Here is a 19,862-nt window from a genome sequence, read left to right on the forward strand (position 1 = left end):
CGGGGTCGGGGGCCCGGGGGGGGGGGGCCGGGTTCCCCTCTTGGGGGGGGCCCCGGGGGGGGGGTGGGGGGGCACCCCCCATCGCCGCCGGCGGACCCCTCCGTGCGACACGCCGACGACACGCCGAGGGGCGAATTCCACAGGCTGGGGAATGTCCGAAGCCCCGCCTAGCGTCGGATCTGTGGAGGGATCCGATCCGGGGCTTCCGGAGCCGCGGGAAATCGCGGATCGAAGGCACCGGGACGACGCCTCCGACTGTGGACAAAGTCGTGGAGAACCTGTGTCGAAGCGGTGGAATACGGTGGAAAACTACACAGTTGTAACTACTAGCCCTTGTGGTCGACCCGAATGTCCGCACCTATATGTAGTATTGAACTCCCGGCAGGGCCACCTGCTCGAAAGCCGGGTTCTGAGGGGAAGAAGAGGCGCAACACATGTCCATCACGGTCTACACCAAGCCCTCCTGCGTGCAGTGCAACGCGACCTACCGCGCACTCGACGCGAAGGGCATCGAGTACGAGGTGCACGACGTCTCCGAGGACGCCGCGGCGCTCGAGCACGTGAAGTCGCTCGGCTACCTGCAGGCGCCCGTCGTCGTCACCGACGAGGACCACTGGTCGGGGTTCCGTCCCGACAAGATCGACGAACTCGCCGCTCGTCTGGCGTAACCACGGAGGAGGCGATCTCATGAACGCCGCCACCGCGACCGCCGCGCCGCTGCTGGTCTACTTCTCGAGCATCTCGGGCAACACCGCCCGGTTCATCGAGAAGCTGGGCCTCGAGGCGCGACGGATCCCGCTGCACAGCACGGAGGAGCCGCTCGTCGTCGATGAGCCGTTCGTGCTGGTCACTCCGACCTACGGCGGGGGACAGGGGCGCGGCGTCGAGAAGGGCGCCGTGCCCAAGCAGGTCATCCGGTTCCTCAACGACGAGCGCAACCGGCGACACATCCGCGGAGTGATCTCCGCAGGCAACACCAACTTCGGCGACGCGTTCTGCGCCGCCGGTGACATCATCAGCCGCAAGTGCCAGGTGCCCCACTTGTATCGGCTCGAGATCTACGGCACACAGGACGACGTCGATCGCGTGAGCGACGGATTGGAACGATGGTGGAAGCAGCAGCAGCAGTGAAGGCCGAGGCCGACTACAAGGCGAACCAGGCGTACGAGGGGCTCGACTACCACGCCCTGAACGCGATGCTGAACCTGTACGACGCGAACGGGCAGATCCAGTTCGGCGCCGACAAGCGCGCGGCCCGCGAGTACTTCCTGCAGCACGTCAACCAGAACACGGTGTTCTTCCACTCGCTCAAGGAGCGCCTCGACTACCTCGTCGAGAAGGAATACTACGAGGGCGCCGTCCTGGACAAGTACTCGTTCGACTTCATCAAGGAGCTCAACGAGTTCGCCTACTCGAAGAAGTTCCGCTTCGAGACCTTCCTCGGTGCGTTCAAGTACTACACGAGCTACACGCTCAAGACCTTCGACGGCAAGCGCTACCTGGAGCGCTTCGAGGACCGCGTCGTGATGACCGCTCTCGCGCTCGCCGACGGCGACGAGGGCGTGGCGAAGAACCTCGTCGAGGAGATCATCTCCGGCCGCTTCCAGCCGGCCACTCCGACGTTCCTCAACGCCGGCAAGGCGCAGCGCGGCGAGCTCGTCAGCTGCTTCCTGCTGCGCATCGAGGACAACATGGAGTCGATCGCCCGCGGCATCAACTCCGCCCTGCAGCTCTCCAAGCGCGGCGGCGGCGTGGCGCTGCTGCTGAGCAACATCCGTGAGTCCGGCGCGCCGATCAAGCAGATCGAGAACCAGTCCTCGGGCATCATCCCCGTCATGAAGCTGCTCGAAGACAGCTTCTCCTACGCCAACCAGCTCGGCGCGCGCCAGGGCGCCGGCGCGGTGTACCTGAACGCGCACCACCCCGACATCATGCGGTTCCTCGACACCAAGCGCGAGAACGCCGACGAGAAGATCCGTATCAAGACGCTCTCGCTCGGCGTCGTCGTGCCGGACATCACGTTCGAGCTCGCCAAGAACGGCGAGGACATGTACCTCTTCTCGCCGTACGACGTGGAGCGCGTCTACGGCGTGCCGTTCGGCGACATCTCGGTCACCGAGAAGTACCGCGAGATGGTCGACGACCCGCGCATCAAGAAGACGAAGATCAACGCGCGCGAGTTCTTCCAGACGATCGCCGAGATCCAGTTCGAGTCGGGCTACCCGTACATCATGTTCGAGGACACGGTGAACAAGGCCAACCCGGTCAAGGGCCGGATCAACATGTCCAACCTGTGCAGCGAGATCCTGCAGGTCAACACCCCGACGACCTACAACGAGGACCTCTCGTACGCGCAGATCGGCAAGGACATCTCCTGCAACCTCGGCTCGATGAACATCGCGCTCGCGATGGACGGCGGCGACCTGGGCGCGACCGTGGAGACCGCGATCCGCGGCCTCACCGCGGTGAGCAACCAGAGCCACATCGCCTCGGTGCGCTCGATCGAGGACGGCAACGACCGCTCCCACGCGATCGGCCTCGGTCAGATGAACCTGCACGGCTACCTCGCCCGCGAGCACGTCTACTACGGGTCCGAAGAGGGCATCGACTTCACGAACATCTACTTCTACACGGTGCTGTTCCACGCGCTGCGCGCGTCGAACAAGCTCGCGATCGAGCGCGGAACGGCCTTCGACGGCTTCGAGGACTCGACCTACGCGTCCGGCGCGTTCTTCGACAAGTACATCGACCAGGAGTGGGCGCCCGCGACGGAGAAGGTCGTCGAGCTGTTCGCCGGCCACCACATCCCGACGCAGGCCGACTGGGCCGAGCTGAAGGAGTCCATCCAGAAGCACGGCATCTACAACCAGAACCTGCAGGCCGTGCCGCCGACCGGATCCATCTCGTACATCAACAACTCGACGAGCTCGATCCACCCGATCGCGTCGAAGATCGAGATCCGCAAGGAGGGCAAGCTCGGCCGCGTCTACTACCCGGCGGCGTTCATGACGAACGACAACCTGGAGTACTACGAAGACGCGTACGAGATCGGCTACGAGAAGGTCATCGACACGTACGCCGCGGCCACGCAGCACGTCGACCAGGGCCTGTCGCTCACGCTGTTCTTCAAGGACACGGCGACCACGCGCGACATCAACAAGGCGCAGATCTACGCCTGGCGCCACGGCATCAAGACGATCTACTACATCCGCCTGCGTCAGATGGCGCTCGAGGGCACGGACATGGCCGAGTGCGTCAGCTGCATGCTGTGACGCTCTGATCAGCCACTCTTCTGAAGGATTGACATGACTCCCGAACCGCTCAAGCTGGTCGACCGCGTGCAGGCGATCAACTGGAACCGCATCCAGGACGACAAGGACCTCGAGGTCTGGAACCGTCTGGTGAACAACTTCTGGCTGCCCGAGAAGGTGCCGCTGTCGAACGACATCCAGTCGTGGAACACGCTCACCGCCGAGGAGCAGACCCTCACCATGCGCGTGTTCACCGGTCTGACGCTGCTCGACACGATCCAGGGCACCGTCGGGGCCGTGTCGCTCATCCCCGATGCGATCACCCCGCACGAGGAGGCCGTCTACACGAACATCGCGTTCATGGAGTCGGTGCACGCGAAGAGCTACTCCTCGATCTTCTCGACGCTGTGCTCGACGAAGGAGATCGACGAGGCGTTCCGCTGGTCGGTGGAGAACCCGAACCTTCAGAAGAAGGCTCAGATCGTCATGGACTACTACCGGGGCGACGAGCCGCTCAAGCGCAAGGTCGCGTCGACCCTGCTGGAGAGCTTCCTGTTCTATTCGGGCTTCTACCTGCCGATGCACTGGTCGTCGCGGGCGAAGCTCACCAACACGGCCGACCTCATCCGCCTCATCATCCGCGACGAGGCCGTGCACGGCTACTACATCGGCTACAAGTACCAGCGCGGTCTCGAGACGCTCGACCAGGCGAAGAAGGACGAGCTCAAGGACTACACGTTCTCGCTGCTGTACGAGCTCTACGACAACGAGGTGCAGTACACGCAGGACCTGTACGACGAGGTCGGCCTCACCGAGGACGTCAAGCGCTTCCTGCACTACAACGCGAACAAGGCGCTCATGAACCTCGGCTACGAGGCGATGTTCCCGGCGACCGTGACGAACGTGAACCCGGCGATCCTGTCGGCGCTCTCGCCCAACGCGGACGAGAACCACGACTTCTTCAGCGGATCCGGATCCTCCTACGTCATCGGCAAGGCCGAGGCCACCGAGGACGAGGACTGGGACTTCTGAGTCGCTGACTCACCCCGGGGCCCGAAAGGGCTGATGAAAGGCCTGGACCTGCGGATTTCTGCAGGTCCAGGCCTTTCGTGTCGTCTCGTAAGCGCGGAGGACGACGACGGTGAACCTCGTCATCCGTTCGGATCGGCGCGCGGGTGGCACGGACGACTGAGTCTCGGCGGGTTGGCGACGCCGCTCGCGGATGTGCACTCTGCACTGCCGTCGTCCTGAATCGGGACGGCATCGGCGGGACCGGGCTGCGATCCGCACTCGTAGCGTTCCACTATCAACGATCGACGGTGATCGAGAGGAACCACGATGTCGCTGCCCCACCTGCCCTGGACCTCGCCGGCCGCGGGAACCGATGCCCCGTGCATCGCGGACGCGGAGCGGATCCTGTCCTACCGCGCCGTCGAGCGGCGCGCCGCGGCCTTCGCCGAGCAGCTGCTCGAACTCGGCGTCGGAGCCGGAGACGTCGTCGCGATCATGCTCCCGAACAGCGTCGAACTGCTGATCGGGATGCTCGGCGCGTGGCGGATCGGCGCGGCGGTCACGCCGGTCAACCCGACCTTCACCGTCCGCGAACTCGAGTACCAGGTCGCGGATTCGCGCGCTCGGATCCTGCTCGCTCCGCCCACGGCTCCCGCGGTCGATGTGCCGGTGATCCTGCCGGAGCACATGCGAGCGCTCCCGGAGGAGCCGATCGAGGATCCCCGGATCCTCGGCGCCGATCTCGCGCTGCTCGTGTACACGAGCGGCTCGACCGGGCAGCCCAAGGGCGTGATGCTCGACCACGACAACCTCGCGGCGATGGCAGGATCCCTCGTCACGCATCTCGATCTCTCGTCGAGCGATCATGCGCTGCTCGTGCTGCCCCTGTTCCACGTGAACTCGATCTGCATCAGCTTCCTGGCGCCGATGGCGGCCGGGGCGAGGGTCACGATCCTCGAGCGCTTCTCGCCGGAGCCCTTCCTCGACGCCCTGGACCGGTTCCGCCCGTCGTACTTCTCGGCGGTGCCGGCGATCTTCGCCCGCCTCGCCGAGCTGCCGGCCGAGCGGACCGCGCAGGTGCGCTCGCTCCGGTTCGCGATCTGCGGCGCGGCACCCGTGTCGAAGCAGCTGCTGCGGCGCTGCGAGGAGCGGTTCGGCTTCGCGATCCTGGAGGGCTACGGGCTCACCGAGAGCACCTGCGCCTCGGCCTGCAACCCGCTCTGGGGGATCCGCAAGCCCGGCACCGTGGGCCGGGCCCTGCCCGGTCAGCAGATCGCGATCGTCGACGAGGACGGCCGGCTGGTGCCGACGGGACGCCGCGGCGAGATTATCATCTCGGGCCCGACGGTGATGCGGGGGTACCTCGGCCGCCCGGACGCCACCTCGGCGACGGTGCACGGCGGCTGGCTGCACACGGGCGATGTCGGGATCCTGGACCGCGAGGGGTATCTGACCATCGTCGACCGGATCAAGGACATGATCATCCGCGGCGGCGAGAACCTCTACCCGAAGGAGATCGAGGCGTTCCTCGCCACGCATCCCGAGGTGCTGGAGTCCGCCGTCGTCGGGGCGCCGCACGACGTGCTGGGGGAGGTCCCGGTCGCGTACGTCGTGCTGCTCCCGGGCGGATCCGCCACGGCGGATGATCTGCTCGCGCACTGCCGGACCGGTCTCACCAAGATCAAGATCCCTGCCCGCCTCGAGATCGTCGAGGCACTCCCGCGCAATCCCGTCGGCAAGATCGACAAGCCTGCGCTGCGGCGGCTCGAACCCGCCGTCCTCTGAGCGCCGGCAACGGCGACCCCCCCATCCGCACGCAACAAGACCCTGCACCGAAGGAGCTGACATGGGCCTGAAGACCGGGAACTTCCCTCCCGTCGACCTGGAGACATTCCTGCAAGAACCCCTCCGCCACCGCGTGAAGACGCTCGCCCTGCACTGGGTCGAGTACGGCTTCGGCTCGGCGGCGATGATCCCGCTCACGTACATCGTGAAGATGGCCGTGCTCTGGCTGTTCGTCGGCAGCATCATCATCACGTCCACCAGCGGCGTCGGCTGGTTCTGGGAGATCGGCACCTGGTGGAACCAGCCGATCGTGTACCAGAAGCTCATCATCTGGACGATGCTCCTCGAGGCGATCGGCGTCGCCGGGTCCTGGGGGCCCGGTGCCGGCAAGTTCAAGCCGATGACGGGCGGGATCCTCTTCTGGGCGCGTCCCGGCACGATCCGGCTGCGACCCTGGGCATGGCTGCCCGGGACGAACGGCGACCGACGCACCGGCTTCGACGTCGCCCTCTACCTCGGCTTCCTCGCCTCGCTCGCGGTGGCACTGGTGCTGCCCGGCACGGTCACCCCGTCCCTGCACGCCGTGCTGCCGGACAACACCTCGGGCCTGGTCCCGGTCTGGCCGGTCGCCGCTGCGATCGTCTTCCTGATGCTCACGGGCGTGCGTGACAAGACGATCTTCCTCGCCGCCCGCGGCGAACAGTACCTTCCGGCGCTCGTGTTCTTCGCGACCCTCGGCTTCACCGACATGATCATCGGGCTGAAGCTGCTCCTCGTGATCGTCTGGGTGGGCGCGGCCGTGTCGAAGATGAACGCGCACTTCGTCAACGTCATCCCGCCGATGCTCAGCAACACCCCGTTCTGGCCGCCGAAGTGGTTCAAGCGTTCGATGTACCGGAGCTTCCCCTCGGACATCCGCCCCTCCCGTCTCGCGCACTTCATGGCGCACGTGATGGGCACGGTCGTCGAGCTCGGCGCCCCGCTCGTGCTGCTGTTCTCCACGAACCAGTGGGTGACGTTCGCGGCGCTCGTGCTGATGGTCGGGTTCTGCTTCTTCATCGTGTCGACTTTCCCGCTCGCCGTGCCGCTGGAATGGAACCTGCTGTTCGCGGTCGGGGCCGCCGTCCTCTTCCTCGGCTTCCCGGCCTGGGGCGGGTTCGCGATCACCGACTTCTCGAGCCCGTGGCTGCTCGCCGGGATCGTCGCCGCGATGCTGTTCTTCCCGATCCTCGGCAACCTGCGGCCCGACAAGGTCTCGTTCCTGCCCTCGCTGCGGCAGTACGCCGGCAACTGGGCCTCGGCGCTGTGGACCTTCACGCCGGGGGCGGAGAAGAAGCTCGACGCGATCATCCGGCCCACCGGCAATCAGGTCGACCAGCTGCAGCAGCTCGGGTATCCGTTCGAGGTCGCCGAGATCACGATGCAGCAGACGATCGCCTGGCGCTCGATGCACAGCCAGGGTCGCGGCCTCTACTCGGTGCTGTACGAGACTCTGCCGGACCTGGAGACCCGCACCGTGCGCGAGGGCGAGTTCGCCTGCAACTCGATCATCGGCTTCAATTTCGGCGACGGGCACCTGCACAATGAAGACCTGATCCGTGCGATCCAGGCCCGCTGCCACTTCGCCCCCGGCGAGTTCGTGGTGGTGTGGGTGGAGTCGCAGCCGATCCACAAGAAGACGCAGGAGTACAAGGTGATCGATGCGGCGCTCGGCGTGATCCAGCGGGGCACGTGGCTCGTGTCCGATGCGGTCGCCGCGCAGCCCTGGCTGCCCGACGGTCCGATCCCGCTCGACGTCACCTGGCGGGCGGCGCTGCAGCCGCCGGTGACCGCGACGAACGCGCACGGCATCCCCGCGATCAAGGCCGACGCCGCGGTCGGGGAGCTCGCGGAGGAGTCGCGGCGGTGACGAGGGCGGTGGTGGTCGGCAGCGGGCCCAACGGGCTCGCGGCCGCCACCGTGTTCGCCCGGGCCGGGGTCGAGGTCACCGTCGTCGAGGCCGCCGACGTGCTCGGCGGCGGTGCCCGCTCGGTCGCCTCGCCTCGCCCGGGGCTGATCCAGGACCACTGCGCGGCCGTGCACCCGATGGCGCCGATGGGAGCCTTCTGGCGCACCCTCGACCTCGACGCGATGGGCATCGCGCTGCGGTACGCCCCGATCGACTGCGCGCATCCGCTGGACGACGGATCCGCCGGGGTGCTGCACACCTCCGTCACGGAGACCGCGGCCGGGCTCGGCGCGGACGGTCCGCGCTGGGAGGCCGCGTTCGGCCGGCCCTCCCGGGCCTTCGCGAAGCTCTCCGAGGACATCATGACGCCGATGCTGGGCGTGCCCCGGCACCCGTTCGCGCTTGCCCGGTTCGGACTCGTCGCGGGCCCGCCGCCCACGTGGGTCGCGCGGTTCTTCCGCACCGAGCGGGCGCGCGCGCTCTTCCTCGGCGTCGCGGCGCACGCGATCAACCGGATCGACGTGCCCCTCGTCGGGGGGATCGGCGCCGGCATCATCACCGCAGGGCATGCGGTCGGCTGGCCCGTGATCGAGGGCGGCACCGGAGTGTTCACGGATGCGATGGTCCGGATGCTGGACGGGATGGGCGTGACGTTCGAGACCTCCCGGCGCATCAGGCGCCGGGAGGATCTGCCCGCGCACGACCTGGCGATCCTCGACGTGCACCCCCACGATGCCGCGACCATCCTGCAGGGCGCCCTGCCGGAGCGGATCCGCCGCGCCTACCGTCGCTCCCGGTCGGGACCCGCGGCGTTCAAGGTCGACTTCGCCGTACGCGGCGGGATCCCCTGGCTGAACGAGGAGGCCCGTCTCGCCGGAACCGTGCACGTCGCCGGCTCGGCGGCGGAGATCGTCGCGGCCGAGCACGACGCGGCCGTGCTCCGGCGGATGCCGGAGCGTCCGTTCGTGCTCGTCGGCCAGCAATACCTCGCGGATCCGTCCCGCGCCGACGGTGACACGGTCCCGGTGTACGCCTATGCGCACGTGCCGAGCGGGTACCGCGGTGACGCGACCGCGGCGATCGTCCGGCAGATCGAACGCTTCGCCCCCGGCTTCCGCGACCGGATCCTCGCGACCCGTGCGCGCACGACGATGGCTTCCGCCCTGGAGAACCCGAACTTCGTGAACGGGGACATCCTCACGGGAGCGAAGACGCCGATCCGGTTCCTCACCGGTCCGCGGATCACGCCGCGTCCGTACGATACCGGTGTGCCCGGTTATCTCCTCTGCTCCGCCGCGACCCCGCCCGGCCCCGGCATCCACGGCATGAGCGGGTACAACGCCGCCCGCCGCGCGCTGCAGCAGCTCGGTCTCCGCACGTCGGCGCACCAGCACGAGCACGAGCCGATGCCGGTGGGCGCGGGGTGAACGGCGGGCGCGGGCCGCAGCGCGGCGGGGCGACCCCGGGCGGAGCGGACGCGGGCCGCGCGGCCGAGCCGACGACCACCGAGCTGCTCGCGGTCGTCGCGGGCCGCCTGGACGCAAGGCTCCCCGAGATCGTGCGGGACATGCGCGACCACCTCGCGACCCGCATCGACGATCTGGGCGGGGATCCGCTGCTCGTCGAGATGCTGCAGTCCAGCATCGAGGGCAACGTCGCCACGATCTGCCATGTGCTCGCGAACGACATCGGCATCGAATCGCTGCAGCCGACGACCGCCGCCGTCGAGTACGCGGTGCGGCTCGCGCAGCGCGACGTGTCCCTGGGTGCGCTCACTCGCGCCTACTACCTCGGCCAGAGCATGCTGCTGCGGCTCGCCCTCGACGAGGTGGAGCACCTCGACGTCTCCGAGAGCGCGCGGATGGAGGTGGTGCGGGGCGTCGCCGAGACGATCCATCGCTACATCGACTGGATCCTGCAGTACGTCAGCACGGTGCACGACACCGAGCGGCGGCGCTGGTGGTCGGCGCGTGCGACGCTCAACGCCTCGACGGTGCTGAAGGTGCTGCGCGGCGACGAGGTCGGCGAGAAGGCGTTCGCCGGAGCGACAACCTACGAGCTCGCCGGCTCGCACCTCGCGCTGATCAGCTGGGTCGACGGAGAACCGGACAACGAGGCGCAGCAGCGCATGGACACCGTGATCCGCCGCATCGCCGGACTCCTGCGCTCACCGCGGCCGCCTTTGACCTCCGCCGCCGACGGAGCCACGGCCTGGGCCTGGATAGCGGGAGCGGGCCACAGGATCGACGATGTCACGCGCGCGGGGATCGACGACCTCGTCGCGTCGAGCGGAGGCATCAGGGTCGCATTCGGCCTGCCGGGCAGCGGAACCGAGGGCTTCCGGCGCTCGCACGAGCAGGCTGCGACCGCCCGCCTCATCGCACTCGGCACCCGGCGCTATGCACGCGCCGCGACGGTCGGATACGACGATCCCGACGTGGCGGTGCTCGCCCTGCTCACCAAGGATCCGGCCGCCACCCGAGCGTGGATCGCGGAGACCCTCGGCACGCTCGCCGCGCCCGGATCAGCCGCTCAGCAGATCCGCGACACCCTGCGCGTCTATTACGCGACGGGGGAGAACCACACCCGCACGGCGACCGAGCTGGGCCTGCACCGCAACACCGTGCGCCAGCGCGTGGCCCGGTTCCAGAGCGAACGCGCCGGGCGCTCCACCGATCCGCTGGAGATCGCGCTCGCCCTGCGCGTCCACGAGGCACTCCGAGAGGGCGGCTGACCGACCTGCTCAGGCCGTCAGCTGGCGTTCGGAGAGCTGGTCGAGGGCGGCGACGATCCGGCTGATCACGGATGCGGCCAGCTGCGCCTGCTTCTCGTCGATCTCATTGATCGCGGCGACCAGTTCGGCATGATGGGCCCCGACGGCGGAGTCGACGTGCTGGACGGCCGCGGCGGTGGCGCGCAGGTAGCGGGCGCGCCGGTCCGTGGGGTGGTCGACCCGTTCGACGTAGCCCTTCCGCACGAGCCGGTCGACGACGTTCGTGATGTTCGCGCTGGAGGTGTCGAGCATGGTGAGGAGATCCTTCGGGCCCAGATCCCTGCCGTCCCGCTGCGCCTGGACGAGATAGCGCAGTGCCCGGAGATCCAGGTTCGACAGTCCCGAGGCGCTCAGGGCGCGGGTCTCCTGGATGTGCTCCGCGCGGCGCAGGCGCAGCAGTGCGAGCGTCAGCTCGCGGCCCGCGGCCGTGCCGGCCTGCTCGGCGTAGAGATGCTCCTGCTCATGTCGGATGATCGTCTGCGGCATCTTCTCCTCCTGAGGTCTCCACCCGGCTCACTGCTCACCGGTGATCGCGTCGCGGGCCGCTTCGAACTCCGCATAGGAGCCGAGAAAGCGATGTGCGGAGTCCATGGCGACGAATCCCGATCCCCGAGCCTCGATCGTCCCGAGGAACTCGCCCGTGCGGTTGCCTGCCCAGAAGCCGCTCTCCACCTGGACCCAGACGGCCTCGTGGGCCGGATTCGTCCGGACGGGAACCGTGACGGCCATCGTCATGATCACTCCTCATGATAAACCCGCAGAACTATCTGACTCAGTTGTCTACACAGTTGCTCGTCTACACAGTTGCTGCGAGGTGCAGCGGCTGTGCGATCCTGCTCCGCGGCGGCCCGCCCCGAGAACGGGAGGGGCCGCCGCGGCAGTGCTGGCGGGGCGTCGTCCCCTTCGACTACGCCCGCTTGCCTCGCCCGACGATGAGGCCGTAGACGAGCAGGACCACGATCGATCCCACGATCGCCAGCAGCCAGGTCTGCAGCGAGAAGAAGTCCTGGAGCGGCGCGTTGAACAGAACGCTTCCGAGCCAGCCGCCGAGCAGCGCTCCCACCACTCCGAGGAGCAGCGTGGCGATCCAGCCGCCGCCCTGCTTACCGGGGAGGATCGCCTTCGCGATCGCTCCGGCGATCAGCCCCAACAGAAGAAACCCGAGAAATCCCATCGTCCTACTCCTTCAATCGTCGATCTGAGTCGTGAATCGAATGCCGATCAGTTGCCCAGGGCGTCCTTGACCGCGTCCTCGGCCTTCTCCGCGGCCTGCTTGACATCGCCCTTCGCCTGGGTCGCCTTGCCCTCGGCCACCTTGGCGTCGTCGCCGGTCACCTTCCCGATGACCTCCTCGACCTTGCCCTTCACCTTGTCGACTCCGGCGGACAGCTTGTCGTCAGCGCTCATGTCTTCTCCGTTTCGATAAGAAACACTCGCTAGATAGTTCAGTGAGTGGCATAACTTTTATAACATCAACCGGATGGAGGAAGCAAGGGCGGGGACCGAGGGCAGCCGCGGGTGCGGCGCTGAGCGAAGACCGGCCGGGCGTGTCAGCCGTTGCGCAGGCGGCCCCTGGTAGCGTCGCGGGAACGCCCACGACAGGAGCCCCGTGACCGACGACCCGACCCTCGGCCTGACCCTCAGCGGCGGCGGCGCCTACGGGGCCGCGCAGGCCGGCGTGCTGCAGGTGCTCGCCGAGCGGGGGATCCGTCCCGGGATCGTCGCGGGGACGAGCGCCGGTGCGCTCATCGGCGCCGCGTATGCGGCCGGGATGGATGCGGACACCATCGAGCAGGCGGTGCGCCGGTTCCGCTGGAGCGATATCGCGCGCTGGTCGTTCCGGCCGCGCTGGGGTCTGCTGGACACGCATGCGGTGACCGATGCGGTGCACGGGATCCTCGGCCGCGATCCGCTGATCGAGGAGCTGCCGCGACGCTTCGGCGCCTATGCGACGGATCTGCGCACCCGCCGCGGCGTGATCCTCGATCGGGGGCCGCTCAGCACCGCGTTGCGCTCGACCATCGCCGTGCCGGGCGTGCTGCCGCCGGTGCGCCGTGATGGCGCCCTGCTCGCTGACGGCGGGATGATCGACAACGTTCCCGATGCCGTGACGCGCGCGATCGGCGCGGAGCGCACGATCGTGGTGCGGCTGCACGCCAAGTGGGAGAACGTGCGCATGATGCGCACCGTCACGGCCACCGCGGATCTCGTCGCGGACCCCACGGTGCTCCTGATCCAGCCCGAGATGGAGCGCATGGCGCAGTGGGTGATGAAGGACGTGCCGCGCCTCATCGCCGAAGGCCGCCGCGCCGCGGAGTCCGCGCTCGATGCCGCGGACCAGGAGGGGCGGCTGCTCTCCGCCGCCTAGGCGGGAGGCGCGCGGCGGCGGACTCGGGATCGGACTCGCGCCTCAGGGCGGGCGGGCGCGCCCGCCGGGGGCTCGCGCCTCAGGATGACTCGACGGTCTCCTTCAGCGTCTGCAGCAGCTGCTCCCACATCTCCTGGGCATGCCGAGCGGCCTCTGCCGAGGAGTTGTTGCTCTGCGACAGCACCACGCGCGTCGTCGCGCCGTCGCCAGAGAGCGCGAACTCCAGGATGTGGTGGTTCTCGGGTTCATCCGGCTCTCCGCTCAGAGGGCTGAAATGCGTGAGCCGCAGCAGGCGCGGCGGATCGAAGACGAGGATCTCGCCCCTGTCCTGGTAGGGGGTGCCCTTCCAGACGCCGTCCCAGGTGATCGGGGATCCCGGCTGCCAGGTGGTCCGCACGGTGGCGCCGAACCACAATTCCGGCAGCCGATCGGGATCAGCGAGCGCCTCCCAGACCTGTTCGGCCGGTGCGGTGATCGCGACCTCGGCGGTCGCGACGTGATCTGCCTGTGTCATCTCGCGCTCCCTGAACGTGTCACGTCGAGTATGCGCCGTGACCCGGCGGGCGTCCAGCATGGAGCCGGCACGACGCCTCCGCGGCCGGTTGTCAAGCCCCGTGGAAGTCCGCGGGATCCGGCCTACGGTCGGTCTCTACGGCATCCCGCTACGAACGGAGGCACTCCTCATGGGCATCGGAACCGGCATCGTCCTCTTCGTCATCGGCGCGATCCTCGAGTTCGCGCTCAACGTCCAGGTCTCGTGGATCGACCTGCATCTCGTCGGCTACATCCTGATGATCGCCGGCGCGGTCGTGTTCCTGCTCAGCCTGATCCTGCTCATCACGCGGCGCGGCCGCCGCACCCCTCCGGCGAACGAAGAGGATCTGCTCTGAGGAGCGCCGCTCACAGCCCCCGGTGATCGGCCCAGCGAGTGCCGGCGCTCGTCGCGGCATCCAGGATCAACGCGTCGATCTCGGGGGAGTGTCGCACGGGGAACGACACGTAGGCGCCGCGTCCGCCGGCGACCGGGCGTCCGTACGCCTTCGCCGCGAGCGTCCCGTCGGGAAGCAGGCGCACCGTCAGCGACTGCAGTTCGAACCGCTCGCCGCGGCGCTCGTCCTCCCACCGAATCGCCGGAGGGATCGACACGTTCAGTGCGAGCGCTCCGATCTCGATGCCGTCGTCCATGAGCGCCGCTCAGGCGTTCCGGCGCTCGTGATAGTACGCGAGGAGCGCGCGGGTGGACGGATCCTGCGCCGCGATCGCATCCTGGTCGCCCTCGATGGCCGGGGCGATCTGCAGGGCGAGCTGCTTGCCGAGCTCGACGCCCCACTGGTCGAACGAGTTGATGCCCCAGATCGCGCCCTGGGTGAAGGTGATGTGCTCGTACAGCGCGATGAGCTGTCCGAGCACGGCCGGGGTGAGCGCGGGCGCGAAGATGGAGGTCGTGGGACGGTTGCCGGCGAAGGTGCGGGCGGCGACGAGCGCGCCCGTGGTGCCCTCGGCCTCGACCTCCGCCGCGGTCTTGCCGAACGCGAGCGCCTTGGTCTGGGCGAGGAAGTTCGCCAGTAACAGGGCATGCACGTCGCGGCCGTCGTCGGTGAGCGGATACGCCGGGTTGACGAACGCGATGAAGTCGGCCGGGATCAGCCGCGTGCCCTGGTGGATCAGCTGATAGAACGCGTGCTGGCCATTCGTGCCGGGCTCGCCCCAGAACACCTCGCCGGTGTCGGTGGTCACCGGAGAGCCGTCCCAGCGCACCGATTTGCCGTTGGACTCCATCGTCAGCTGCTGCAGGTACGCGGGGAAGCGGCTGAGCTGCTGCGCGTAAGGAAGCACCGCATGCGACTGGGCGTCGAAGAAGTTCACGTACCAGACGTTCAGCAGCCCCATGAGAACCGGCACGTTGCGGTCGAGGGGGGTGGTGCGCACGTGCTCGTCGACGGCGTGGAAGCCCGCGAGCAGCTCACGGAACACGGCGGGACCGAAGGCGATCGCCAGGGACAGGCCGATCGCGCTGTCGACCGAGTAGCGTCCGCCGACCCAGTCCCAGAAGCCGAAGGCGTTCGTCGGGTCGATCCCGAACGTCGCGACCCGGTCGAGCGCCGTCGAGACGGCGACGAAGTGGTGTGCGACCGCAGTGCTGCGCGCCTCGTCCGTGGACACGTCGACGCCGGCCTTGGCGAGGCCCTCCCAGAGCCAGTCGCGGGCGAGCCGTGCGTTCGTCAGCGTCTCGAGTGTGGTGAACGTCTTCGAGGCGACGATGAACAGCGTCGTCTCGGGGTCGAGGTCAGCGGTCTTCTCCGCGATGTCGGTGGGGTCGATGTTCGACACGAAACGGGCCTGGATCCCGCCGCCGTAGGGCTTCAGCGCCTCAGAGACCATGACCGGGCCGAGGTCGGATCCGCCGATGCCGATGTTCACGACGTGGGTCACGGTCTTGCCCGTCACGCCGCGCCAGTCGCCCGAGCGCACCCGGTCGGCGAACGCGCTCATCGCGTCGAGCACCTCGTGCACGTCGTGGTCCACATCCTGCCCGTCGACGACCAGCGCCGGGGACGCATCCGCGGGACGGCGGAGGGCCGTGTGCAGGACCGCGCGGTCCTCGGTCGTATTGATGTGCTCCCCGGCGAGCATGGCCGCGAAACGCTCGGCGACGCCGGTCTGCTCCGCGAGACGCACCAGGGCCTCGCGGACCTCCGCGGTGACCAGGTTCTTGGACAGGTCGACACGGAGGTCGGCCAGGCCGAAGGTCAGGCGCTCGACACGCTCCGGGTCATCGGCGAACCAGCCCCGCAGATCGGGGGAGAAGGACTCCCGCAGCGCGGTGAGCTCGGTCCAGGCAGGGGTCGCGGTGGCGTCGATCGGGGAGGTCATGCCCCCACGCTAGCGCCGCGCGAGGGCGCGCGTGCGAAATGACCGCGCGCCGCGGGGCACGGGGCGGACCGGAGCCGCCGGGCTCCGATCCGCCCCGGCGATCTCAGGCCCGTGCGCTGCGGTCGGGCAGCTGCTGCAGCGTCCAGCGGTTGCCGTCGGGGTCGGCGAAGGTGACGAACCGGCCCCAGGACAGCTCGTCCACGCCGTCGGCCTCCACGCCGAGGCCGCGCAGGTGCGCCAGAGCCTCATCGGCGTCGGGCACGACGACCTGGATCGTGTTCTGCTTGCCCGGTTCGAGGTCGATCCCGAGATTGGTGCCGAACGCGATCGAGCACGCCGAACCCGGAGGGGTCATCTGCACGAAGCGGAGGCCGTCGAACGGCGTCTGGTCGTGGTCGGGGGTGAACCCGATCCGGGTGTAGAACTCCTTCGCGCGGTCGACGTCCGTGACCGGCACGAAGATGAGCTCGATCTTCCAGTCCATGCTGCACACTCCTTCGGTGGGGAGAACCTCGGCGGATCCGCCGTCGGGCACGACGCTACGCCGGGGCACCGACATCGGCGCCCTCCCGAGGATCGCTCGCCGCCCGTGATGCTCACTCGATGGGCGGCGGCGGGGCCAGCCGCAGCACGTCACGATCGATCCGGGTCTGCAGCACCCGCAGTGTCGTGTCGCTGATGGCCTTCCCGTCGCGCATTCCGATCAGGACGGACCTCTTGTGCTCCAGCACGGCCAGACCGAGCGCGGCGTACTCGGGGTCGGCCGCCCAGAGCGAGGGGTCCGACCCGTCGCCTGCGCCGTCGATGCGCCGCAGGCGGTCCCGGTACTCGCCCATGAGCCTGTCGCGCACCGGGTCCGGTGCGCCCACCCGCAGAGCCAGGTCCTCCACGGCCTCCAGCGCGGCCAGCGTCGAGCGCCGCTGGGCGGTGGACAGCTCGTCGGCCATCGCGGTGTCCGGCTCGAAGCGCCCCCAGCGGATCGCCCAGGGCAGCAGCACGCCCTGCACGGTGAGGGTGAGCACGACGACGCCCGTCGCCACGAAGACGATCTGGTCGTGGCCCGGGATCCCCGACGGCACGGCGAGGGCGACCGCGAGCGACACCGCGCCGCGGAAGCCGGCGATGGTCGACACCACCCTCGCACGGTGCGACATGCGGCGGCCGCGCTGCGACGGCCGCCGGTCGACGAGGCGGAGCAGCCACGCGGTGAGGACCTGGAACACGAACCGGATCAGCAGCAGCACGATCCAGGCGATCCCGCAGAAGAGCAGCAGGCCGGGGAGGGACGCGGCCGGCACGGCGCGCACGGCCGACTGGGCCTCGATCCCGATGAGCACGAAGAGGGCGCCGTTGAGGCTCCGCGTCGTGAGCGTCCAGAACGAGGTCATCTGCTGACGCGACTGGGCGGTGCCGGTGCGGGGCACGGTCTGACTGATCACGAGCCCGGCCACGACCACGGCGATGACGCCCGAGGCGTGCACCTGCTCCGCGGCGAGGAAGGCGGCGAACGGCAGGAGCACCATCGCCGCGTTCGCGGTGATCGCGTCCGGCAGCCTCTTCAGCACGAGGGTCCCCAGCAGCCCGGCGGCCAGTCCGATGGCGCCGCCGCCGAGGTATGCCAGCACGATCAGGCCCGTCACCTGCCATCCCGTGAGGGAGACGCCGCTCACCGCCACGCCGGCCGTGATGGTGAACATCACCAGGGCGGTGCCGTCGTTGACGAGGCTCTCCGCGCGCAGCTGGATCGCGTTGCGGTGCGGCAGCGCACGGGCGAGGCCGCCGACGGCGGTGGCGTCCGTCGGGGCGAGCGCCGCGCCGAGCACGAGCGCGGCCATCCAGCTCCAGCCCAGCGCGACGCCCGCGCCCGCGACGCCGTACGCGGTGGCGACGACGAGCAGCGTGCTGAGCAGCAGGATGACCCGCATGTCCCGGCGCACCTCGCGCAGCGGCGTGGTGAACGCCTCCCAGAACAGCAGCGCGGGCAGGAAGAGCACCAGCACGACCTCGGCCGGCAGATGGATCTCGCGCACCGCGGGCACGAAGCCGCTGAGCAGCCCGAGGAACAGGTGCAGCAGCGGCGCGGGGAGGCGCAGCCAGGGTGCGGCCCAGCTCCCGGCCACCACGAGCGTCCCGACGAGGACGACCACGCCCAGCGGATCGATCATCAGCGCCTCCCTCCGACGACGGATCCACTGTGACGCAACTGGATGACGGCGCTGTTACGGGCCGGGCGCGCGGACGTTTCGTGCGCTCAGCCCGTCGTCGTGCATGCGCTCAGCGGTCGTCGCGGAGAGCCTGGGTCGCCTGCCGGTGCGGGAGCACGGAGTGCATGCCGGTGTAGCCCCCGCGCTCGGCGGCGGCGGCGAGGATCCGGCGCCGTGCGGCGAACCACCCCACGATGAGCGCGGGGACGATGGCGACGAGCGAGAGCAGCACCCAGCGCCCGGTCTCGGTGAACCCCATCGTGACGAGCACGAAGAGCAGGAACGCGAGCGTGAGATATCCCGTGTAGGGCGCGCCGAACATGCGGAACGACGCGCGCTGCAGCACGCCCCTCTTCGTGAGCGCGTGCAGCCTCAGCTGGCAGAGGATGATGGTGGCCCAGCCGCCGATGATGCCGAGCGCCGACACCTCGAGCACGATCTCGAACGCCTGGGACGGCACGAGCACGTTCAGCAGGACGCCCGCGAGCGTGATGACCGACGTGAGCAGGATGCCGCCGTAGGGCACGCCGTTGCGGCTCATCCGGGCGGTGAAGCGCGGCGCGGATCCGTTCACCGACATGGAGCGCAGGATGCGGCCGGTGGAGTACAGGCCGGCGTTGAGGCTGGAGAGGGCCGCGGTGAGGACGACGAAGTTCATCACGGATCCGGCGACGGCGCCGGTGTCGGCGCCCCCGAGGTGGGAGAAGAACGTGACGAAGGGCGATTCGCCGGACTTGTAGGTGCTGAACGGCAGCAGCAGCGAGAGCAGCAGGATGGATCCGACGTAGAAGATCGCGATCCGGATGACGACCGTGTTGATCGCCCGGGGCATGACCTTCGCGGGTTCCGCGGTCTCGCCTGCCGCGGTGCCGATGAGCTCGATCGAGGCGTAGGCGAACACGACGCCGGAGATCGCGATCAACGGCGCGAAGAAGCCCATCGGGAACACGCCGCCGTGCTCCGCCAGGATCGAGAAGCCCGTCGGCCCGACGTCGGTCGGCGCCTGCATGATGAGGATCACGGTGCCGACGATGAGGAAGGCGACGAGGGCGGTGACCTTGATCATCGCGAACCAGAACTCCATCTCGCCGAAGAGCTTGACGCTGACGAGGTTGAGCGAGAGCACGACGACGAGTGCGATGAACGCGATCGCCCACTGCGGGACGGCGCGGAGGGGTTCCCAGTACTGCGCCCAGAACTTCACGTAGAGGGCGGCCGCGGTCACGTCGACGATCGAGGTCATGGCCCAGTTCAGGAAGTACAGCCAGCCGCTGACGAAGGCCATCTTCTCGCCGTAGAACTCGCGGGCGTAGGAGACGAAGGATCCGGAGGAGGGGCGGTGCAGGACGAGCTCGCCGAGGGCGCGGAGGATGAGGAAGGCGAAGAAGCCGCAGACGGCGTAGACGAGGATGAGGGCCGGGCCGCTGGACGCGAGCCGGCCGCCGGCGCCCATGAACAGGCCGGTGCCGATGGCGCCGCCGATCGCGATCATCTGGATCTGGCGGGGCTTGAGGGCCTTGTGGTAGCCGGCGTCCTCCCGGGAGAAGTCCTCGACCGCCATCGTGCGGTCGCCGGTGAGCTCGCGCTCGTTCTCGAGGGCATCCTCGGGATCCAGCGTCGGGCCGGGGTTCTTGTCGCTCATGCGGTG

The 19,862-nt window shown here is 68.8% G+C and carries 20 protein-coding genes; 10 read left to right on the plus strand and 10 right to left on the minus strand.

The window, feature by feature from the left end:
• Window positions 1-434 precede the first annotated feature (434 nt).
• The 8 genes from nrdH (at window position 435) to J8G10_RS14945 (ending at window position 10,729) form a co-directional block, all read left to right on the plus strand.
• Window positions 435-668 carry a glutaredoxin-like protein NrdH gene (gene nrdH / locus J8G10_RS14910; protein ID WP_045251249.1) on the plus strand — a complete coding sequence of 78 codons (234 nt, stop codon included), beginning with the start codon at window positions 435-437 and terminating at the stop codon, window positions 666-668.
• Between the two features lie 19 nt (window positions 669-687).
• Window positions 688-1,131 carry a class Ib ribonucleoside-diphosphate reductase assembly flavoprotein NrdI gene (gene nrdI / locus J8G10_RS14915; protein WP_251446613.1) on the plus strand — a complete coding sequence of 148 codons (444 nt, stop codon included), beginning with the start codon at window positions 688-690 and terminating at the stop codon, window positions 1,129-1,131.
• The gene (gene nrdE, locus J8G10_RS14920; RefSeq protein ID WP_251446616.1) at window positions 1,107-3,272 is read left to right on the plus strand and encodes a class 1b ribonucleoside-diphosphate reductase subunit alpha; all 2,166 of its coding nucleotides are present in this window, start codon (window positions 1,107-1,109) and stop codon (window positions 3,270-3,272) included. Before nrdI ends, nrdE begins: the two co-directional genes overlap by 25 nt.
• Window positions 3,273-3,305: 33 nt before the next feature.
• Window positions 3,306-4,283 carry a class 1b ribonucleoside-diphosphate reductase subunit beta gene (nrdF, locus tag J8G10_RS14925; RefSeq protein ID WP_251446618.1) on the plus strand — a complete coding sequence of 326 codons (978 nt, stop codon included), beginning with the start codon at window positions 3,306-3,308 and terminating at the stop codon, window positions 4,281-4,283.
• Window positions 4,284-4,589: 306 nt separating this feature from the next.
• On the plus strand, window positions 4,590-6,047 hold the full coding sequence (locus tag J8G10_RS14930; RefSeq protein WP_251446621.1) for a class I adenylate-forming enzyme family protein: 1,458 nt from the start codon (window positions 4,590-4,592) through the stop codon (window positions 6,045-6,047).
• A gap of 61 nt (window positions 6,048-6,108) precedes the next feature.
• A complete protein-coding gene (locus J8G10_RS14935) occupies window positions 6,109-7,956 on the plus strand; it encodes a DUF3556 domain-containing protein (RefSeq protein ID WP_251446625.1) in 1,848 nt (615 codons plus the stop codon).
• Complete coding sequence (locus J8G10_RS14940; protein WP_251446628.1) at window positions 7,953-9,422, plus strand: NAD(P)/FAD-dependent oxidoreductase; 1,470 nt, start codon at window positions 7,953-7,955, stop codon at window positions 9,420-9,422. Before J8G10_RS14935 ends, J8G10_RS14940 begins: the two co-directional genes overlap by 4 nt.
• Complete coding sequence (locus J8G10_RS14945) at window positions 9,419-10,729, plus strand: helix-turn-helix domain-containing protein (RefSeq protein ID WP_251446631.1); 1,311 nt, start codon at window positions 9,419-9,421, stop codon at window positions 10,727-10,729. The genes J8G10_RS14940 and J8G10_RS14945 overlap by 4 nt, the downstream gene beginning before the upstream one ends.
• A 9-nt stretch (window positions 10,730-10,738) precedes the next feature.
• Here J8G10_RS14945 and J8G10_RS14950 read toward each other — a convergent pair whose 3' ends face one another.
• From J8G10_RS14950 to J8G10_RS14965, 4 genes are all read right to left on the minus strand, one after another.
• A complete protein-coding gene (locus J8G10_RS14950) occupies window positions 10,739-11,254 on the minus strand; it encodes a MarR family winged helix-turn-helix transcriptional regulator (protein ID WP_251446634.1) in 516 nt (171 codons plus the stop codon).
• Window positions 11,255-11,281: 27 nt separating this feature from the next.
• Entirely contained in the window at window positions 11,282-11,503 is a 222-nt protein-coding gene (locus tag J8G10_RS14955) for a hypothetical protein (RefSeq protein ID WP_251446637.1), read from the minus strand.
• Between the two features lie 172 nt (window positions 11,504-11,675).
• Window positions 11,676-11,942 carry a GlsB/YeaQ/YmgE family stress response membrane protein gene (locus tag J8G10_RS14960; RefSeq protein ID WP_251446640.1) on the minus strand — a complete coding sequence of 89 codons (267 nt, stop codon included), beginning with the start codon at window positions 11,940-11,942 and terminating at the stop codon, window positions 11,676-11,678.
• Between the two features lie 47 nt (window positions 11,943-11,989).
• Window positions 11,990-12,175, minus strand: coding sequence for a CsbD family protein (locus tag J8G10_RS14965; protein ID WP_251446643.1), 186 nt, complete (start codon window positions 12,173-12,175; stop codon window positions 11,990-11,992).
• A 202-nt stretch (window positions 12,176-12,377) separates the two neighbouring features.
• Between J8G10_RS14965 and J8G10_RS14970 the strand changes: the two genes are divergently transcribed.
• Window positions 12,378-13,136, plus strand: a complete 759-nt coding sequence (locus J8G10_RS14970) for a patatin-like phospholipase family protein (protein ID WP_251446646.1) — start codon at window positions 12,378-12,380, stop codon at window positions 13,134-13,136.
• A 79-nt stretch (window positions 13,137-13,215) separates the two neighbouring features.
• Here J8G10_RS14970 and J8G10_RS14975 read toward each other — a convergent pair whose 3' ends face one another.
• Window positions 13,216-13,650 carry an SRPBCC domain-containing protein gene (locus tag J8G10_RS14975; protein ID WP_251446649.1) on the minus strand — a complete coding sequence of 145 codons (435 nt, stop codon included), beginning with the start codon at window positions 13,648-13,650 and terminating at the stop codon, window positions 13,216-13,218.
• 169 nt (window positions 13,651-13,819) lie between these two features.
• Here J8G10_RS14975 and J8G10_RS14980 point away from each other — a divergent pair, with 169 nt between their 5' ends.
• Window positions 13,820-14,026, plus strand: a complete 207-nt coding sequence (locus J8G10_RS14980) for a DUF6458 family protein (protein ID WP_374208782.1) — start codon at window positions 13,820-13,822, stop codon at window positions 14,024-14,026.
• Between the two features lie 10 nt (window positions 14,027-14,036).
• On the opposite strand, the gene J8G10_RS14985 is transcribed toward J8G10_RS14980, so the two are convergent.
• The 5 genes from J8G10_RS14985 to J8G10_RS15005 all read right to left on the minus strand — a co-directional run bounded on the left by J8G10_RS14985 (window position 14,037) and on the right by J8G10_RS15005 (window position 19,856).
• Complete coding sequence (locus J8G10_RS14985; protein ID WP_251446652.1) at window positions 14,037-14,321, minus strand: hypothetical protein; 285 nt, start codon at window positions 14,319-14,321, stop codon at window positions 14,037-14,039.
• A 9-nt stretch (window positions 14,322-14,330) separates the two neighbouring features.
• Complete coding sequence (gene pgi / locus J8G10_RS14990; protein ID WP_251446655.1) at window positions 14,331-16,010, minus strand: glucose-6-phosphate isomerase; 1,680 nt, start codon at window positions 16,008-16,010, stop codon at window positions 14,331-14,333.
• A gap of 103 nt (window positions 16,011-16,113) precedes the next feature.
• Window positions 16,114-16,494, minus strand: a complete 381-nt coding sequence (locus J8G10_RS14995; protein ID WP_251446658.1) for a VOC family protein — start codon at window positions 16,492-16,494, stop codon at window positions 16,114-16,116.
• 112 nt (window positions 16,495-16,606) lie between these two features.
• The gene (locus tag J8G10_RS15000; protein ID WP_251446661.1) at window positions 16,607-18,175 is read right to left on the minus strand and encodes a Na+/H+ antiporter; all 1,569 of its coding nucleotides are present in this window, start codon (window positions 18,173-18,175) and stop codon (window positions 16,607-16,609) included.
• Window positions 18,176-18,284: 109 nt separating this feature from the next.
• Window positions 18,285-19,856, minus strand: a complete 1,572-nt coding sequence (locus J8G10_RS15005; protein ID WP_374208783.1) for an amino acid permease — start codon at window positions 19,854-19,856, stop codon at window positions 18,285-18,287.
• Window positions 19,857-19,862 lie beyond the last annotated feature (6 nt).

It is taken from the genome of Microbacterium sp. USTB-Y (assembly GCF_023703415.1).
In the GTDB taxonomy this organism is placed as follows: domain Bacteria; phylum Actinomycetota; class Actinomycetes; order Actinomycetales; family Microbacteriaceae; genus Microbacterium.

Bases quoted from the DNA above. Each gene is read 5' to 3' on its own strand.
- J8G10_RS14930 (WP_251446621.1), top strand. From the start codon at position 4,590: ATGTCGCTGCCCCACCTGCCCTGGACCTCGCCGGCCGCGGGAACCGAT.
- J8G10_RS15000 (WP_251446661.1), bottom strand. From the start codon at position 18,175: ATGATCGATCCGCTGGGCGTGGTCGTCCTCGTCGGGACGCTCGTGGTG.
- J8G10_RS14995 (WP_251446658.1), bottom strand. From the start codon at position 16,494: ATGGACTGGAAGATCGAGCTCATCTTCGTGCCGGTCACGGACGTCGAC.
- J8G10_RS14965 (WP_251446643.1), bottom strand. From the start codon at position 12,175: ATGAGCGCTGACGACAAGCTGTCCGCCGGAGTCGACAAGGTGAAGGGC.
- J8G10_RS14985 (WP_251446652.1), bottom strand. From the start codon at position 14,321: ATGGACGACGGCATCGAGATCGGAGCGCTCGCACTGAACGTGTCGATC.
- J8G10_RS15005 (WP_374208783.1), bottom strand. From the start codon at position 19,856: ATGAGCGACAAGAACCCCGGCCCGACGCTGGATCCCGAGGATGCCCTC.
- nrdH (WP_045251249.1), top strand. From the start codon at position 435: ATGTCCATCACGGTCTACACCAAGCCCTCCTGCGTGCAGTGCAACGCG.
- nrdI (WP_251446613.1), top strand. From the start codon at position 688: ATGAACGCCGCCACCGCGACCGCCGCGCCGCTGCTGGTCTACTTCTCG.
- J8G10_RS14935 (WP_251446625.1), top strand. From the start codon at position 6,109: ATGGGCCTGAAGACCGGGAACTTCCCTCCCGTCGACCTGGAGACATTC.
- J8G10_RS14975 (WP_251446649.1), bottom strand. From the start codon at position 13,650: ATGACACAGGCAGATCACGTCGCGACCGCCGAGGTCGCGATCACCGCA.
- pgi (WP_251446655.1), bottom strand. From the start codon at position 16,010: ATGACCTCCCCGATCGACGCCACCGCGACCCCTGCCTGGACCGAGCTC.
- J8G10_RS14950 (WP_251446634.1), bottom strand. From the start codon at position 11,254: ATGCCGCAGACGATCATCCGACATGAGCAGGAGCATCTCTACGCCGAG.
- J8G10_RS14980 (WP_374208782.1), top strand. From the start codon at position 13,820: ATGGGCATCGGAACCGGCATCGTCCTCTTCGTCATCGGCGCGATCCTC.
- J8G10_RS14955 (WP_251446637.1), bottom strand. From the start codon at position 11,503: ATGACGATGGCCGTCACGGTTCCCGTCCGGACGAATCCGGCCCACGAG.
- nrdF (WP_251446618.1), top strand. From the start codon at position 3,306: ATGACTCCCGAACCGCTCAAGCTGGTCGACCGCGTGCAGGCGATCAAC.
- J8G10_RS14960 (WP_251446640.1), bottom strand. From the start codon at position 11,942: ATGGGATTTCTCGGGTTTCTTCTGTTGGGGCTGATCGCCGGAGCGATC.
- nrdE (WP_251446616.1), top strand. From the start codon at position 1,107: ATGGTGGAAGCAGCAGCAGCAGTGAAGGCCGAGGCCGACTACAAGGCG.